At 71.9% G+C, this 15,779-nt stretch carries 12 protein-coding genes; 4 read left to right on the forward strand and 8 right to left on the reverse strand.

Going from position 1 to position 15,779, the window contains the following annotated elements:
• Nucleotides 1-289: 289 nt before the first annotated feature.
• From AC3AGO_RS28015 to AC3AGO_RS28025, 3 genes are all read right to left on the reverse strand, one after another.
• Nucleotides 290-1,213, reverse strand: a complete 924-nt coding sequence (locus AC3AGO_RS28015; protein ID WP_487823017.1) for an NADP-dependent oxidoreductase — start codon at nucleotides 1,211-1,213, stop codon at nucleotides 290-292.
• 169 nt (nucleotides 1,214-1,382) lie between these two features.
• Nucleotides 1,383-1,931, reverse strand: coding sequence for a PadR family transcriptional regulator (locus tag AC3AGO_RS28020; RefSeq protein WP_487823018.1), 549 nt, complete (start codon nucleotides 1,929-1,931; stop codon nucleotides 1,383-1,385).
• 95 nt (nucleotides 1,932-2,026) lie between these two features.
• Nucleotides 2,027-4,060, reverse strand: coding sequence for an oxidoreductase (locus AC3AGO_RS28025; protein WP_487823019.1), 2,034 nt, complete (start codon nucleotides 4,058-4,060; stop codon nucleotides 2,027-2,029).
• Nucleotides 4,061-4,306: 246 nt separating this feature from the next.
• Between AC3AGO_RS28025 and AC3AGO_RS28030 the strand changes: the two genes are divergently transcribed.
• Nucleotides 4,307-5,260, forward strand: coding sequence for an acyl-CoA desaturase (locus AC3AGO_RS28030; RefSeq protein WP_487823020.1), 954 nt, complete (start codon nucleotides 4,307-4,309; stop codon nucleotides 5,258-5,260).
• Between the two features lie 89 nt (nucleotides 5,261-5,349).
• Here the strand turns inward: AC3AGO_RS28030 and AC3AGO_RS28035 are convergent, their stop codons facing one another.
• Nucleotides 5,350-6,528: a GTP-binding protein gene (locus AC3AGO_RS28035; protein ID WP_487823021.1), complete on the reverse strand. Its 1,179-nt coding sequence runs from the start codon at nucleotides 6,526-6,528 to the stop codon at nucleotides 5,350-5,352.
• Nucleotides 6,529-6,665: 137 nt separating this feature from the next.
• On the opposite strand from AC3AGO_RS28035, the gene AC3AGO_RS28040 reads away from it, so the two are divergent.
• The 3 genes from AC3AGO_RS28040 to AC3AGO_RS28050 all read left to right on the forward strand — a co-directional run bounded on the left by AC3AGO_RS28040 (nucleotide 6,666) and on the right by AC3AGO_RS28050 (nucleotide 9,354).
• Entirely contained in the window at nucleotides 6,666-7,643 is a 978-nt protein-coding gene (locus AC3AGO_RS28040; RefSeq protein ID WP_487823022.1) for a zinc-binding dehydrogenase, read from the forward strand.
• A 114-nt stretch (nucleotides 7,644-7,757) separates the two neighbouring features.
• On the forward strand, nucleotides 7,758-8,573 hold the full coding sequence (locus AC3AGO_RS28045; protein WP_487823023.1) for an alpha/beta fold hydrolase: 816 nt from the start codon (nucleotides 7,758-7,760) through the stop codon (nucleotides 8,571-8,573).
• A gap of 67 nt (nucleotides 8,574-8,640) precedes the next feature.
• Nucleotides 8,641-9,354 carry an HAD family hydrolase gene (locus AC3AGO_RS28050; RefSeq protein WP_487823024.1) on the forward strand — a complete coding sequence of 238 codons (714 nt, stop codon included), beginning with the start codon at nucleotides 8,641-8,643 and terminating at the stop codon, nucleotides 9,352-9,354.
• A 25-nt stretch (nucleotides 9,355-9,379) separates the two neighbouring features.
• Here AC3AGO_RS28050 and AC3AGO_RS28055 read toward each other — a convergent pair whose 3' ends face one another.
• From AC3AGO_RS28055 to AC3AGO_RS28070, 4 genes are all read right to left on the reverse strand, one after another.
• Nucleotides 9,380-10,642, reverse strand: a complete 1,263-nt coding sequence (locus AC3AGO_RS28055; RefSeq protein WP_487823025.1) for an MFS transporter — start codon at nucleotides 10,640-10,642, stop codon at nucleotides 9,380-9,382.
• 141 nt (nucleotides 10,643-10,783) lie between these two features.
• Nucleotides 10,784-12,127, reverse strand: coding sequence for a 6-phospho-beta-glucosidase (locus AC3AGO_RS28060; RefSeq protein ID WP_487823026.1), 1,344 nt, complete (start codon nucleotides 12,125-12,127; stop codon nucleotides 10,784-10,786).
• A gap of 133 nt (nucleotides 12,128-12,260) precedes the next feature.
• Nucleotides 12,261-14,435 (reverse strand): neutral/alkaline non-lysosomal ceramidase N-terminal domain-containing protein, encoded by a 2,175-nt coding sequence (locus tag AC3AGO_RS28065; protein ID WP_487823027.1) that lies wholly within the window; start codon nucleotides 14,433-14,435, stop codon nucleotides 12,261-12,263.
• A 235-nt stretch (nucleotides 14,436-14,670) separates the two neighbouring features.
• On the reverse strand, nucleotides 14,671-15,567 hold the full coding sequence (locus AC3AGO_RS28070; protein WP_487823028.1) for a DUF3048 domain-containing protein: 897 nt from the start codon (nucleotides 15,565-15,567) through the stop codon (nucleotides 14,671-14,673).
• Nucleotides 15,568-15,779: the final 212 nt, after the last annotated feature.

Genomic DNA, 15,779 nt, shown 5'->3' on the forward strand with positions numbered 1-15,779 from the left:
TGTTGAAAGCAGACGTGGGCGTGCCGGCTGCCGAACGGGGCGGTGCGCGCCCCCGCCTGCTGTCCGGCGTGCTGTCCGGCCGTGTTCCGCCGCGGTACGGGAGGCCGGTACGCGAGGCCGGTGCGGGCGTGGACCGGCTCGCCTTTCTGCCGCACGCGGTCCCGCGGTGCGGGTGCCGGACTGTACGCCGATGTGGGTGCCGCGCGCTGGACGGCCCGGTGCACCGGACCGTGCGCCGTGTGAACCGCTCCCGGCGGCCTCTCGGGGTGGGCTGCCGGGAGCGGTGGTCTCAGACCGTCAGGACGATCTTTCCGGCCAGATGGCCCTGTTCGCTCTCGCGGTGTGCCTCGGCCGCCTCCGCGAGCGGGTACGTGCGGTGGACCGGCACCTGGAGCGTGCCGGCGGTCTGCAGGGAGAGGGCGGCCGTGAGCGCCCGGCGGGTCTGGTCGATCTCGCCCTCGCCGCCGGAGAAGCGGACGCCGTACTGCTCGGCCAGCGGGTCGGCGATGGTGACCACCCGGTCGGCGCTGCCCGTCAGTTCGACGGAGAGCGGCAGCACGTTGCCCTTGCCCGCCAGGTCGAGCACGCCGTCCACGCCCTCGGGGGCCGCCGCGCGCACCCGCTCGGTGAGCCCGTCCCCGTACTCGACGGGTACGGCGCCGAGGGAGCGGAGATAGTCGTGGTTCGCGGCGCTGGCGGTCCCGATGACGCGCAGCCCGCGCGCGCGTGCGAACTGGACGGCCACGGTGCCCACTCCGCCCGCCGCGCCGTGCAGCAGGACGGTCTGGCCGGGGTGCAGATTCAGCATGTCGAGGATGCGGTAGGAGGTGCGGGCCGCGACGGGGATCGCGGCCGCCTCCTCCCAGGAGAGCGAACCGGGCCGGATCACGAGGGAGTTCGCGTCGGCGAGCGCGCTCTCCGCGTACGCCCCGGTGAGGGTGGGGCCGAGCACCTCGTCGCCGGTCAGCAGCTCGGTGACGCCTTCGCCGAGCTCCTCGACGACGCCGGCGGCCTCCCTGCCCGGCACGGAGGGGAACTCCACCGGGTACGCCCGCTGCATGGCACCGCTGCGGATCTTGCAGTCGATCGGGTTGACTCCGGCCGTACGGACGGCGATCCGCACCTGGCCCGGGCCGGGCTGCGGCTGGTCGGTGTCGACGGGGTGGAGCACGTCGGCGGGACCGTACTCCGTGAAGGCAATGGCTTTGGGCATGGCTTCCCGATCCTTGCTGGCGGCGTGTGTCCCCCTCAGCGTGCAGCCGGAACCGCCGATGCGGCCGTACGGCACGACGGCAGCCTGCCGGATTCCCCGGTCCGGCGGAGCTGTGCTGTTGCTCACACTGTTGTGCGTGTATGTGCCCCGGGGGCCGGACGGTCGCCGTTCAGCCGCTGCCGCGCAGGTCCTGAAGCTCCGTCAGCGCGTCGGTGAGCCAGGCCTCCCAGAACCGTTCCATGTCGATCCCGCCGCGCAGGACGAGGTGCCGCAGCCGGTCTCCCTCCGTACCGTCGCGCCCGGCGGGGAAGTCGCGCTGTTCGATGGCCGTGTACTCGGCCAGCTGCTGCCGGTGCAGTTCCAAATGGCGTCGCAGTTCGGCCTCCAGGCCGTCGGTGCCGACGACCGCGGCGGCCCGCATGCGCAGCAGGAGGGCGTCCCGTACGGGCTTGGGGTCCTGCCGTTCGGCCGTCCAGCGTGCGAGCTCCTGCTGTCCGGCGGGCAGCACCTCGTACTCCTTCTTCTGTCCGCGTGCCGGCCGTTCGGTGGGCAGCGTGCGGACGTGTCCGGCCTGTTCCAGCCTGTTCAGCTCGCGGTAGATCTGCTGGTGGGTGGCGGACCAGAAGTAGCCGATGGACTTGTCGAACCGCCGTGTCAGCTCCAGCCCCGACGACGGCTTCTCGAGCAGGGCTGTGAGGATCGCGTGCGGCAGTGACATGCCAGCATCCTAGGGACGGACCGGCCGGTACGGCCCGGCGCACCGGACCGCACCGCACCCGGCCGCATCGCACAGGACCGCGCTGACGGAGACCGTCACAGTGCCGCGGCGAGTTCCGTGCCCTGGAGGATGGCCCGTTTGGCGTCGAGCTCCGCCGCGACGTCGGCCCCGCCGATCAGGTGGACGCCTTCGCGGCCCGTCGCCACCAGCGCGTCGTACAGGTCGCGCCGCGGCTCCTGCCCGGTGCACAGGACGACCGTGTCGACGGGGAGCACCTGCTGTTCGCCGTCGACGGTGACGTGCAGTCCGTCGTCGTCCACCCGGTCGTACGTCACGCCGTTGGTCATCGTGACGCCGCGGTGCCGCAGTTCGTTGCGGTGGATCCAGCCGGTGGTCTTGCCCAGACCCGCGCCGACCTTGCTCGTCTTGCGCTGGAGCAGCTGTACGGTGCGGGCCGGCGTGGCGCGTTCGGGGGCGCGGAGGCCGCCGGGGGAGGAGTGGGTGAGGTCGATGCCCCAGTTGCGCGCGAACGTCTCCGTGTCGAGGCTCGCGCGGTCGCCCGGATCGGTCAGATAGGCGGCGATGTCGAAGCCGATGCCGCCCGCGCCGACGACGGCCACCCGTTCGCCGGCCTCGGCGCCGTGCCGCAGCACGTCGAAGTAGCTGACCACGCTGGGGTGTTCCACGCCGGGGATGGCGGGGGTGCGCGGGGTGACGCCGGTGGCGATGACGGTCTCGTCGTACGCCTCCTCCGTGAGGTCCTCCGGCGTGACGCGGGTGCCGAGCCGTACGTCCACGCCGAGTTCCGTCAGGCGCGTGCGGAAGTAACGCAGTGTCTCGTCGAACTCCTCCTTGCCGGGCACGCGGCGGGCCAGGTTCAGCTGGCCGCCGATCTCGTCGGCCGCGTCGAACAGGGCGACGGCGTGGCCGCGTTCGGCGGCGGAGACGGCGCAGGCCAGACCCGCGGGCCCGGCGCCGACGACGGCGACGCGTTTGGCGCGGCGGGTGGGGGAGAGGACCAGTTCGGTCTCGTGACACGCGCGCGGGTTGACCAGGCAGGAGGTGATCTTCCCGGCGAACGTGTGGTCCAGGCAGGCCTGGTTGCAGCCGATGCAGGTGTTGACGGCCGCGCTGCGGTTCTGCTGTGCCTTGGCGACGAACTCCGGGTCGGCGAGCAGGGGGCGGGCCATCGACACCATGTCCGCGTGCCCCTCGGCCAGCAACTCCTCGGCCTTCTCGGGGGTGTTGATGCGGTTCACGGCGACCAGAGGGACGCTGACGGAGCCCATCAGGCGCCGCGTCACCCAGGTGTACGCGCCGCGCGGCACGGAGGTGGCGATGGTCGGCACGCGGGCCTCGTGCCAGCCGATGCCGGTGTTGAGGACGTTCGCGCCGGCCGCCTCGATGTCCTTGGCGAGCGTGACGACCTCGTCCAGCGTGGAGCCGCCCGGCACCAGATCGAGCATGGAGAGCCGGTAGATGACGAGGAACGAGGGGCCCACGCGCTCGCGTACGCGGCGCACGATCTCGCGCGGGAAGCGGGTCCGGTTCTCGTACGTGCCGCCCCAGCGGTCGGTGCGCTGGTTGGTCGTGGCGGAGATGAACTCGTTGATGAGGTAGCCCTCGGAGCCCATGATCTCGACGCCGTCGTAGCCCGCCCGCTGGGCGAGTTCCGCGGTGCGGACGAAGTCCTCGACGGTCTGCTCGACTTCGTCGTCGGTGAGCGCGTGCGGGGTGAACGGGTTGATGGGAGCCTGCAGCGCGCTCGGAGCGACCAGGCTCTCGGAGAACGCGTAGCGGCCGCTGTGCAGGACCTGGAGGGCGATCCTGCCGCCCTCGCGGTGCACGGCCTCGGTCACCGCGGTGTGCTGTCCGGCCTCGGCCTCGGTGGTCAGTTTGGCCGCGCCGTCCATGACCGCGCCCTCCGCGTTGGGCGCGAAGCCGCCGGTCACGATGAGGCCCACGCCGCCGCGGGCGCGCGCCGCGTAGAAGGCCGCCATCCGCTCGAATCCGCGCTCGGCCTCTTCGAGCCCGACGTGCATCGAGCCCATCAGGACCCGGTTGGGCAGGGTGAAGGGGCCCACGTCGAGGGGGCTGAGCAGGTGCGGATACGGGCTGTCGGGGCTCATGCGGCGCCTCCCTTGGCGGTGTCGTCGGGTCAGTTGTAGCGGGCCGCCACACCCTTTTGCAACTATGTGCAAAAGAAGGAGACGGGGCTCACTGTGACCGGCAGGACGGCTCCCGGTGCCGCGTACGGGAGGGGCCTTGTCAGTGCGGTGAGGAGGCAAGGGGGCGCAGGTGTGCGGGTGTTGCGTAGAGGCGGTGCGGAGCCGTCCGTAGTGTCCGGCGCACTCGCACCGACCGAGGAGGGCCGTATGGCACAGACCGGAGCAGCGCCGGCCGGCAATCAGGACGCCGCGTGGGGCGAGCCGATGGGGACCGCGGACCGTGTGGTGGTCGGCGTGTTCGTCGGCGTGCCGTTCGCCGCGGTCCTCGTGTCCGCCGTCGCCCTGTGGGGCTGGGGCATCACCTGGCACGACGTGGTGATCGGCGCCGTGCTGTACGCGGTCACCATGCACGGCGTCACCGTCGGATTCCACCGGCTGTTCACCCACAGGGCGTTCCGGGCCGCACGGCCGCTGAAGGTGGCCCTCGCCGTGGCCGGCACGATGGCCGTCCAGGGCGACCCGGTCACCTGGTGCGCCGACCACCGACGTCACCACCAGTACGCCGACCGCCCCGGCGACCCGCACTCACCGTGGCGGTTCGGCACCTCCGTACCGGCGGTGCTGAAGGGCATGGTGTGGGCGCACGTCGGATGGACCTTCCACAACGAGAAGACCAACCAGCAGCGCTACGTGCCCGATCTCCTCGCCGACCGTGACCTGGTGCGGGTCGGACAGTGGCAGGGGCTGATCGTGCTCTGTTCGTACGCGGCGCCGGCCGTCGCGGGCGGTCTGTGGGGCGACGGTCTGTGGGACGCGGGTGCCGCCTGGTCGGCGTTCTTCTGGGCGGGCCTCGTACGGGTCGGGCTGCTGCACCACGTCACCTGGTCCGTCAACTCCATCTGCCATGTGAGCGGTTCGCGGCCCTTCCGGTCGCGCGACAGGTCGGGCAACGTGTGGTGGCTCGCGCCCTTCTCCGGCGGGGAGTCCTGGCACAACCTGCACCACGCGGACCCGACGTCGGCCCGGCACGGCGTGCTGCGCGGACAGATCGACTCCAGCGCCCGGCTCATCCGCCTCTTCGAGAAGCGCGGCTGGGCCACCGAGGTGCGCTGGCCCGACGCGCGCCGGATCGAGGCCAAGTCCGCGCGCCGCGAGGGGTGATCGGTCTTCTCCGCGGGGCGGTCAGCCCTGCGTCACGGTCGGCAGTCCTGCGCGACATCAGCCCTGCGCGACGTCAGCCGTGCGCCGCGTCAGCCCTGCAGTGCGGGCTCGTGGTCGCAGGCCTCGTCGAGTCCGTACGTGTCCCACGCGGGAAACGGGTCGTCGGCCGCCGGTGGAGCCGGCTCCCCGGGGGACAGGAGGCACCGCTCCAGGGCCTCGCGCAGTGCGTCGGACCGCAGGCCCGTGCCGATGAACACGAGCTCCTGTCCGTGGTCCGCGCCTGGGCCGTGCGCCTCCGACGGTTCGAAGCGGGCGACCGCGCCCGCCTGGGACCACAGCCCCGTCACGCCGGGGCGCGACGCCAGCCGGAAGAAGCCCTTCGAGCGCAGCACCTCCCCGTACGCGCCGCTGTCGAGGCCCTCGCTCACGAACTCCCAGAGCCGGCCCGGGTGGAACGGGAGCGGCGACCGGAAGACCGTGCCGGAGATGCCGTACTCCTCGGTCTCCGGCGTGTGGTCGCCGTTGAGCTCCATGACCCAGCCCGGCGCCTGCTGTGCGCGTTCCAGGTCGAAGCTGCCGGTGCCCAGTACGTCGGCGGGGTCGACGCGGCCGTGCAGGACGGGCACCACGCGCGCCGCCGGGTTCAGCCGGGACAGCGCCGCCTCCAGGCGCGCCTGCTGCTCCTCGTCGACCAGGTCGAGCTTGTTCAGCACGATCACGTCGGCGAACTCGACCTGGTCCATGAGGAGATCGCTGACGGTGCGCTCGTCGTCCTCGTACTGGTCGAGGCCGCGGGCCGCCAGCTCGTCGCCGCCCGCGAGCTCCGGCAGGAAGTTCGCCGCGTCCACCACGGTCACCATCGTGTCGAGCTCCGCGAGCTCGCCGAGAGTGGCGCCGTCGTCCTGCGGGAACGCGAACGTCGCCGCGACCGGCATCGGCTCCGAGATGCCGCTCGACTCGATGAGGAGATAGTCGAACCGGCCCTCGCGCGCCAGCCGTTCGACCTCTTCCAGCAGGTCGTCGCGCAGGGTGCAGCAGATGCACCCGTTGGTCATCTCGACCAGCCGCTCCTCCGTGCGCGACAGTGCCGCCTCGCCGCCGCGGACCAGTGCCGCGTCGATGTTGACCTCGCTCATGTCGTTCACGATGACCGCGACGCGCAGGCCGCTGCGGTTGTGGAGCACGTGGTTGAGCAGCGTCGTCTTGCCCGCTCCGAGGAAACCGGAGAGCACGGTGACGGGCAGCCGTTTGTCGTCGGTCGCAGTCATGGCGGCAGCCTAGCCACGAAAGCCGTCAGATGAAAATCGTTGTCATCAGCCGCTCGGAGGCTCGGTCCGGTTGACTTGAAGTGTTGTTTAAGTAAGAGGCTTCGAGTGTCAGTCCGGCACGTCCCCAGGGAGCGCTCATGCACGCCGTTGTTCTGCACACTCACGGACCCGCCGAGAACCTCAGGTACGAAACGGTGCCCGATCCCGAACCGGGTCCCGGCCAGGTGCGCATCGTCGTCAAGGCGACCGGGGTGCACTACGTGGACACCGTGATGCGGACGGGAACCGTCAGCGGCTTCGCCCCGCCGCCGCCCGAGCTCCCCGCTGTCCTCGGCGTCGAAGTGGCGGGCACCGTCGACTCCGTCGGCCCCGGAACCGACCCCTCATGGACCGGACGCGACGTGGTGACCACCGCCGCCACGACCGGCGGCTACGCCGAACTGGCGCTCGCCGCCGCCGACTCGCTGCACCCCGTCCCCGAGGGCCTGTCCCACGAGACGGCCGCCGCCATGGTCATGACCGGGGCCACGGCGCTCGGGCTGCTGGACGTCGCCCGGCTCACCGCCGACGACACTGTGGTGATCACCTCGGCCGCGGGCGGCATCGGCCGGCTGGCCGTGCAGTACGCGCGCAATGCCGGCGCACGGGTCGTCGTAGCCGCGGGCGGACCCGTCAAGACGGAGGCCGTCCGCGCGCTCGGCGCCCAGATCGCCGTGGACTACGACGAGCCGCACTGGGAGCAGTCGGTCCGCGCGGCCCTCGGCGGAAACCGGGCCACAGTCGTGCTCGACGGTGTCAGCGGCGACAAGGGCAGGGCGGCGTTCGGACTGCTGGCCGACGGCGGCCGGTACGTGACCATCGGCAGCACCTCGGGGACGGGATTCGAGCCCGGCCCCGAGGAGTTGAAGAGCCGCCGGATCACCTCGACGAGCGCGCTGCTGCGGATGCTCGACCACCCCGAGGACGCCCCCGCCCTCCAGCGCAGGGCCCTCGCGGCGGCCGCCGACGGCAGCCTGACTCCCGGCATCCAGACGTACCCGCTGTCGCGCGCGGCCACCGCGCACACGGACCTGGAGAACCGGAACACCACCGGCAAAGTGCTGCTCGTCCCGTAGCCGGACGGCAGTCCGTGGGACAGGCACCGGCAGTCCGTATGACAGCTACGACGGGGAGTCCGGCCACCGCGATATCCGGTACAGCTGTGGCCGACGCACACCTAGGGTTCGGGTATGAACTCAGCTGTGCTGAACGGCATCACGGTCGGTTACACCGTGCGGGGGCCCGCCGGCGGACTCCCCGTCGTACTCGTCCACGGACATCCGTTCAACCGGAGCATGTGGGCCCCGCAGGCTGTCGAACTGGCCCGCGAGGGATACCGCGTCATCACCCCCGACCTGCGCGGCTACGGCGCCAGCGACGTCGTGCCCGGCGTCACCGCGTTCGACACCTTCGCCCGCGACGTGGCGGCCCTGATGGACCACCTGGACGTCCGGCAGGCCGTGCTCGGCGGGCTGTCCATGGGCGGACAGATCGTCATGGAGTTCCACCGGCTGTTCCCGGAACGGGTCACCGGACTGCTGCTCGCCGACACGTCGCCGCGCGCCGAGACGGACGAGGGCAAGGCGGTGCGCAACGCGATGGCGGGCCGGCTGCTCGCCGACGGCATGGGCGGCTACGCCTCCGAAGTGATCGGCAAGATGCTCGCCCCGTACAACGTCACCGGACTGCCGGACGTCGCCGACGCCGTGCTCACCATGATGCGCACGACGGCACCCGAGGGAGCGGCCGCGGCACTGCGCGGCCGGGCCGAACGGCCCGACTACTGCGCCGGTTTGGCGCAGGCACGGGTGCCGGCCCTGGTGGCGGTCGGCGCCGACGACACGTACACGCCGGTCGCCGAGGCGGAGTTCCTGCACGCACAGCTGCCGGACTCCACCCTCGTCGTGATCGAGGGGGCCGGGCACATGCCGAACCTGGAACGGCCGGACGAATTCACCGCCGCGCTGCGGGAGTTCCTCACGGCCGTGAGCCGCGACAGGACATGACACCCGCGTACCGCCCGCGTCGCCTTTCAGCACCGCACACACCACGCACGCAGGAGAGAGATCCCGCATGTCCGCACCGCACGTACAGCACGTCATCTTCGACTGGGCGGGAACGCTCACCCCGTGGCACACCGTGGACGTGCCCGGCATCTGGGAGGAGACCGCACGGGCCGCGGCGCCCGACGACGCGGTACGCACAGGGGAGCGGCTGTTCGAGGCCGAACGTGAACTGGCCGCCCGCTGCCGGGAGACCCAGTGCTCCGGCACGCTCGACGAGGTGTTCCGCGCGGCCGGCGTCGTACCGGACGCGGATGTGCTCGCGGCGTACCGGCGTGCCTGGGAAGCGCACACCTATCTGGACGCCGACGGGGCCGGACTGCTGCGCGGTCTGCGTGAGCGCGGTCTGCGCGTCGGCATCCTGTCCAACACGCTGTGGGAGGCCGACTGGCATCACGAGATCTTCGAACGGGACGGCGTGCTCGACCTGATCGACGCCTCCGTGTACTCCAGCGACGTGCCGTGGACGAAGCCCCATCCGGACATCTTCCGGCTGGCGATGGAGCGGCTGGGCGCCACCGACCCACAGTCCTGCGCGTTCGTCGGGGACCGGCTGTTCGAGGACATCTACGGGGCGCGCGAGACCGGCATGCGCACGGTCTGGGTACCGCACAGTGCGATCCCGGACGACGAGCGGGGTGCCAACTCGGCCGAACCGGACGCCACGGTCGCCTCGTTGAAGGACGTGCTGACAGTCGTCGACGAATGGACCGCGGCCGCCTGAACCGGCGGACCGCACGGCCGTCGGTTCACAGCTGCTGGTCGAGCTCCGCGCCCTTGCGCTCGGGGATGAGCAGCATGGCCGCCATGTCGAGCACGTAGATGAAGGCCAGCAGCCCGATCGCCTTCGGGAAGCCGTACGTGCCGGCCACCAGAGCGACAACCAGTGGCGCCAGACCGCCGACCGCGCGGCCGAGGTTGAACAGCACGTTCTGTGCGGTGGCGCGCGCGTACGTCGGGTAGAGCTCGGCGATGAGCGCCCCGTAGCCGCCCGTCATGCCGTTGACGAACGCGCCCATCACGGCCCCGCCGACGAGCAGCGCGGCGGGGCCCGTCAGCTGGCTGTAGGCGAGGACGGAGAGCACCGCGCCCGCCTGGAAGAGCCAGAAAGTGGGGCGGCGGCCGAGGCGGTCGGCGAGCTGTCCGAAGGCGAGGATGCCGGCGGCCATGCCGAGCACGGTGACGGCCGTCCAGGTACCGGACTGCGTGAGGCTGTAGCCGAGATTCTTGGACAGATAGGTCGGCAGCCACGTCATGATGCCGAAGTAGCCGAAGTTCTGCACCGAGGTGAGGACCAGCACTCCCAGCGACGCGCGCCGGGCGGCCGGTGTGGCCACGAGTTCCCGCAGCGGCGCCGAGGCGGAGCGGCCGCGGGACGCGCTCTCGGCGAAGGCAGCCGGTTCGTGCATGGTCCGCCGGAAGAGGAACGCGCACACCGCGGGCAGCACGCCCAGCGCGAACAGGCCGCGCCAGCCCCACGATTCGAGCACGGGCGCGGACACCAGTGCCGCGGCGAGCACGCCCGCCTGCCAGCCGAGCCCGACGTACGAGGAGCCGCGCGCCCGCTTGCGGCTGGGGAACGCCTCGGTGGCCAGCGCCATGCCGATGCCGAACTCGCCGCCGATGCCCATGCCGGCCGCGAACCGGTACACGGCGAGATCCGCGTAGCCCTGCGCGAGCGCGGTGAGTCCCGTGAAGACGGCGAAGACGACGATGGACCAGGTGAGCACGCGTATCCGCCCGAGCCGGTCGGCGAGCATGCCGAACAGCAGCCCGCCGACGACACAGCCGACGAGCGTGAGTGTCGTCAGCGAACCGGACTGCGCGGTGCTCAGGTGCAGTCCGGAGGCGACGGCGGACAGCGCGAAGCTGAGGATGAGGAGGTCGAAGCCCTCCAGCCCGTAGCCGACCGCCGAGGCGAGGACCGCCTTGCGGGCGTAGGCGTCGGGCTCGGCGAGACGGTGGCCCGCGGCGTCGGGCGCCTGCGGGGTGGGGGCGTGCTGCGTGGGCATGGCAGAGCTGTGCTTCCGTACGGTCGGGCAGAGACGGGACCGTACGTCGGCTGACGGCGGCTGTGCGCTCGGTGCGTGGGCGCGCCGACGCGGCCGAGAGGCGATTCTAGGCGGGCGCCCGCGCACGCCGGCGGGCGGGTGTCAGAGGGGGCCTGCCGCCGCCAGGACGCGCTCGGCAGTGTGCACGGAGTCGACCAGCGGATGCAGGGCGAGGGCCCGGACCGCCGCACTGCGCGACCCCGTCCCGGCCGCCTCGATGGCGGCGCGCTCCACCGCCTTGAGGGAGAGCATCAGGCCCAGCTGGTCCGGTGCGACGCGCCCGGCCGCCAGCGGACGGGCGCCCCCGGCGTCGGCCAGGCAGGGCACCTCGACCACCGCGTCGTCGTCGAGGCCCGGTACGGCGCCGCGGTTGGGGACGTTGAGGATGAGGGTGGTGCGCTCGTTGTGGTGCACGGCACGCATGAGGGCCAGCGCCACCCTGTCGTAGCCGCCGCCGTCCAGGTCACAGCTGTCGCGCTCCCAGCCGCCGGTGGCCTGACGGTTCTCCGCCATGTACGTCTCTTCGCGCTCGCGCCGTACGCCCTCCCACGCCGCGAACGCCGCCTCCGGCACGTCACCGTGCGGTCCGGCGTAGAACCGTGCCTGCTGTGTGTGCAGGAACTCCCCGCGGGTGGCGTCCGCTTCGCGCACGGCGGCGACGGCCTCCCGCTGGAAGTAGTAGTAGTGCAGATACTCGTTCGGCACGGCGCCCAGCGTGCGCAGCCAGTCGGCGCCGAACAGTTTGCCCTCCTCGAAGGACGTCAACCGGTCGCTGTCGGCGAGGAGCCCGGGCAGCATGTCGTGCCCGTCGACGGTGAGCCGGCGCAGCCAGCCCAGGTGATTGAGGCCCACATAGTCGTAGGAGGCCCGGTCGGGGTCGGCGCCCACCGCGCGTGCGGCACGGCGGCACAGTCCGACGGGCGAGTCGCAGATGCCGATGACGCGGTCGCCCAGCACGCGGCTCATCGCCTCGGTGACCATGCCCGCGGGATTGGTGAAGTTGATGACCCACGCGTCGGGCGCCACGGCGGCCACACGGTGCGCGATCTCCATGGCGACCGGCAGGGTGCGCAGCCCGTACAGCACGCCGCCCGCACCCGTGGTCTCCTGCCCCAGCACGCCCTCCGCGAGGGGGATCCGTTCGTCACGGACGCGGCCCTCCAGCCCGCCGACGCGGATCGCGGAGAACACGAAGTCCGCGCCGCGCAGGGCCTCGTCCAGGTCGGTGGTGGTGCGTACGGAGGGGCCTGCCGCGTGCGGACGGTCCGCGCTGCTGCGCGCCGACTGGTGGGCGAGCACCGCGCGGACGGTGTCGAGGCGCGCCGCGTCGGTGTCGTACAGCACGAGCTCCGTGCAGGCGCCGCGGCCCCGCTCGCTGTCCTCCAGCAGTGCCCGGTACACCAGCGGCACCCGGAATCCTCCGCCGCCCAGCACGGTCAGCCGCATCCCTCAACCACCTTCACTCCGGCCCCGGTACGGGCTTCGGCACAGGACCCGGTCCGGGCCCCGCCCGACGTTACCGGCAGCTTCGACGTTACCGGCGCCGGAGCACGCGGCAGCGGCAGGGCGCGGCCTCCGGTCAGCGGGCGGCGTTCCCGCGCACCGTGAAGCCGCGCGTCGTGCCCGACACGGCGCGGGCCTCGCCGGCGATCCGTTTCGCGTGCCCCGTGTAGACGATCCGGTACGTGCCGGGCGCCGTGTCCTCGGGGACGTCCCAGGTGAGGGTCACGCGGGAGGCGGCGACGCCGTCGCGCTTCCAGCGGAAGGCCGTCGCCCAGTCGCCGTCGTCCGCGATCCGCCGCCAACTGCCGTCGCCCTCGCGCCGTTCGACCTGAAGGAAGGTGCCGCCGCGGTGCGGCGCGCTGCCCGGATGGGCGCCGGCGAACACCGCGGTGACCCGCTCGCCCGGTCTGTACGCGGCACGCGGCTGTGTCAGTACGTCGCCGAACTGCCGTCCCGGGGGCGGCGCGTCGAGCACCACGCCGGGCTGCAACGACAGCGTCTTGTCCGCGATATCCGGCGCCACTGGGCCCGGCGGCAGCTCCCGCCCGTCCCGCATGGCCTCCGCGAGCTGCGCGGCCGTCTGCTGGAGCGCCGGCAGCTGCCAGCGGCCGAACAGGGTGCTGCCGCCCTCGTACTGCTGCGCGTCGTACTCCTCGGGCGTGGTCACGTAGTGGAAGTAGGCGTTGGCGTATCCGGCGACCAGTACGTCGCGCAGCGGGGCGCCTGTGATGCGGGCGACGGTACGGCGCAGCCGCAGCCCGGCGCCGATGGTGACCTCACCGGGGATGCCCACGAGGTACAGCCCGCCGATGCGCAGCAGCTGGACGGGCACCTGTTCCTGCACCCACGGGTAGAGGTGGTTCATCTCGCCCACGGGCACGAAGATGCCCTTGGGGGCCTGCGCGGCGCGCAGTTCGGGCGAGGCCTTGTAGAGCACCGAGTCGGAGACGGTGTCCCACAGCGGGTTATCGCCCTCTTTGAACCCGGGGAACGCGGGACCGTCCTCCAGACTGCCCGCCGCCATGGACGCGCCGATGGCCGGTTTTGAGGTGCCGTGGGTGCGCCCGTCGCCCGTGAACTCCGGCCGGACGGTGACGTCGGACAGGTCGATGTAGACGAGCCGCGCGTCCACCCCTCCGGTGACCTCGGTACCGCGCTGGTCGAGCTGTCCGGCCGCAGCACTGTATTGCCGCAGTCCGCTGGTCCGCGTGTGCGCGAAGTCCTGCGGGGTGGTGGGCGGTTGGAGGTCCAGGTTGGGCGACATGTCGCCCGAATTCGTCTGGGCGAAGGCGGCGATGAAGGCGGGGCCCGCACCGTCCGCGTCATCGAGATAGTCGACGTGCTCGACCTCGCGCTCCCAGTGCAGCGCGGCGTAGCCCTTGTTGTCGGAGCTGATGAGGTGGTTGTCGCCGGACATGCTGGTGCCGTGCACAGGGAACCAGTTGACGGCGCCCACCGCGCGCCCCTGCCGTTCGATGCGCAGCACGGTGGTCTGCGGGTCGACGGCGTCGGGGAAGTGCTGCCGGATGTCGGCCGGATTGCGGGCGAAGGCCGTACGCGAGCGGTTCACGCTGGCGCCGTGCAACTCGCTGTGGGTGAGGGTGAGTCCGGAGGGCGCGAGGTCGTCGTGTGCGCGGGTGACGGCCTCCGTGATGCCGTCGGCGATGGCGTCGAAGGTGCCGCGGTGGAAGCCGAGGGTGGTGAGGTTGTAGAGCAGATGGTGGGAGTAGCCGCCGGGGCCCGCGTGTGTGTGGGTGGCGCTGATGAGCACGTTCCGGGAGGTGTACAGGCCGCCATAACGGTCCGTCAGCCGTCGCAGCACTTCCTGCCGTACGCTCTCGAAGATCATCGGGGAGTCGACGACGATCAGCAGAACCCGGTCGCTGCCGTCCTGTGGGGCGCTGTCCCGCTCGCCGCTGTCCCGTTCGGCGCTGTGCTGTTCGGCGCTGTGCTGATCCACGCTGTGCTGATCCACGATGGCGAACGCCCGCGCGCGCAGCCGTATGTGCAGCCCCTCGGCCTGCTGGTCGACGCGCCCGTAGCCCATCATGCCGACCTCGGCCACCTCGCCCGTGGCGTCGGCGACGCCCCGGCCCACGAGGTACGGGCCGACCTCCCGCGACGCGTCCGGCTCCTGTGCGCCCTGCTGAGGGCGGGCCTGTGCGGTGTCCGCGTGGGCCGCCGCCCAGCCCGCGAGCCCGGCTCCCGCTCCGGCCCGGAGCACGGTTCTGCGGGAGGTGGTGTCTGTCATGCGCACTCCTCGGGCTGCCAGGCGGCGGTGACGGCGAGGAGAGAATGTCAGCCCTGCGACTGAGCTGACAATGAGTCAACAGGGCTTTCCGTGCCGGACGTTGTGGAATTTGCCCGGAGTTTGCAGAAGCCGCCGGAGTCGCCGTACGGGACCTGTGATGCACATGTGGTCCCGTACGTGCGGCTCCGGCGGCCCTGTGCCACCGAACGGCGGCGTGTCACCGACGGCGAACGTGTCACCGCTTGGGGGCCAGCACCACCCAGACCTGCCCCGGCGCGAAGGTCATGCGCTCGCCCTTCGGCGTGGTGAACGAGGTGCCGGTGGCGGGGGAGGGCCGCGACCAGTGCGCGGTGTGTGCCTTGCCGTCCCGCAGAACTGTCGCGGTGCCCGCGCCCACCGACTCGGTGTACGGCGAGATCTCACCGTTCACGTCGTGCAGGGAGGAGTCGCGGACCGTCACGTGCTGCAGGACGACGGTCGGCGCGCCGAGCCTGTTGCCCTCCGAACTGCGCGCCGGTTCGCCGTCCATCGACACGAGCCAGCGCTTCTCCCGCGGCGACCAGTCGAAGTCGAAGCGCGCGTCGGGGAAGCGGACGCTCTGGTGCGTCGTCGGCGTACCGCCCGCCGGCGCGGCACCGAAGCGGAAGCCGATGTCGGCCGGCGCGGCGGTGCCCGGCGCGGCCCGTACGGCGTTCTCCGGGCGGAGGAAGAGATTGTGCGGGGACACCCGGTCCGAACGGCGCTCGTAGACGCCCTTCGTGTGCTCCGGAACGAGGGGCGTCAGGGGTGCCTTGTCCAGCGCCGGCTGGAGCTTCGACTGCACGCCGGAGTAGGCGAGCGCCGGTTTGCCGAACTGGCGCAGCAGTTCGAGGTCCGACTCGCGTGCGCTGCGCACCGGGCCGACGGACTTCGGGAGCTGTGACGAGTAGACCGCCATCAGACGGCTCAGCCCCGCCTCCACCTGCTCGGCATAGATGATGTCGGCCTGTTCGAGCCCGGTGTGCGGGCGGGCCGAGGGAATGTTGTCGATCTTGACGGCGAGCACGTGGCCGCCCTTGCCGTCCTGTCCGGTGAACGGGGACCGAGCGGCCGCCGAATCGGCCAGCCCCGTCCGTACTTGACATCCCGTCACTGCGATCAGGGGCACAGCCGCCCCCAGCAGTACCGTTCTGCGCGTCGTTTGACGTGCCATGGCGTTCCGCCTCCGCATCGCTGTCCTCGCGGCTTGATGCAGTGCTTCCACCGCAGTCACCGCTGTCAGCGGTCCTGCGGGGAAATGGCGCCGGGAGAGTGAACGGATGGCTGCACATGGGGGCGCAACACGGCCTCTGCCGGGAGTGTCTG

It is taken from the genome of Streptomyces sp. BL1 (assembly GCF_057628045.1).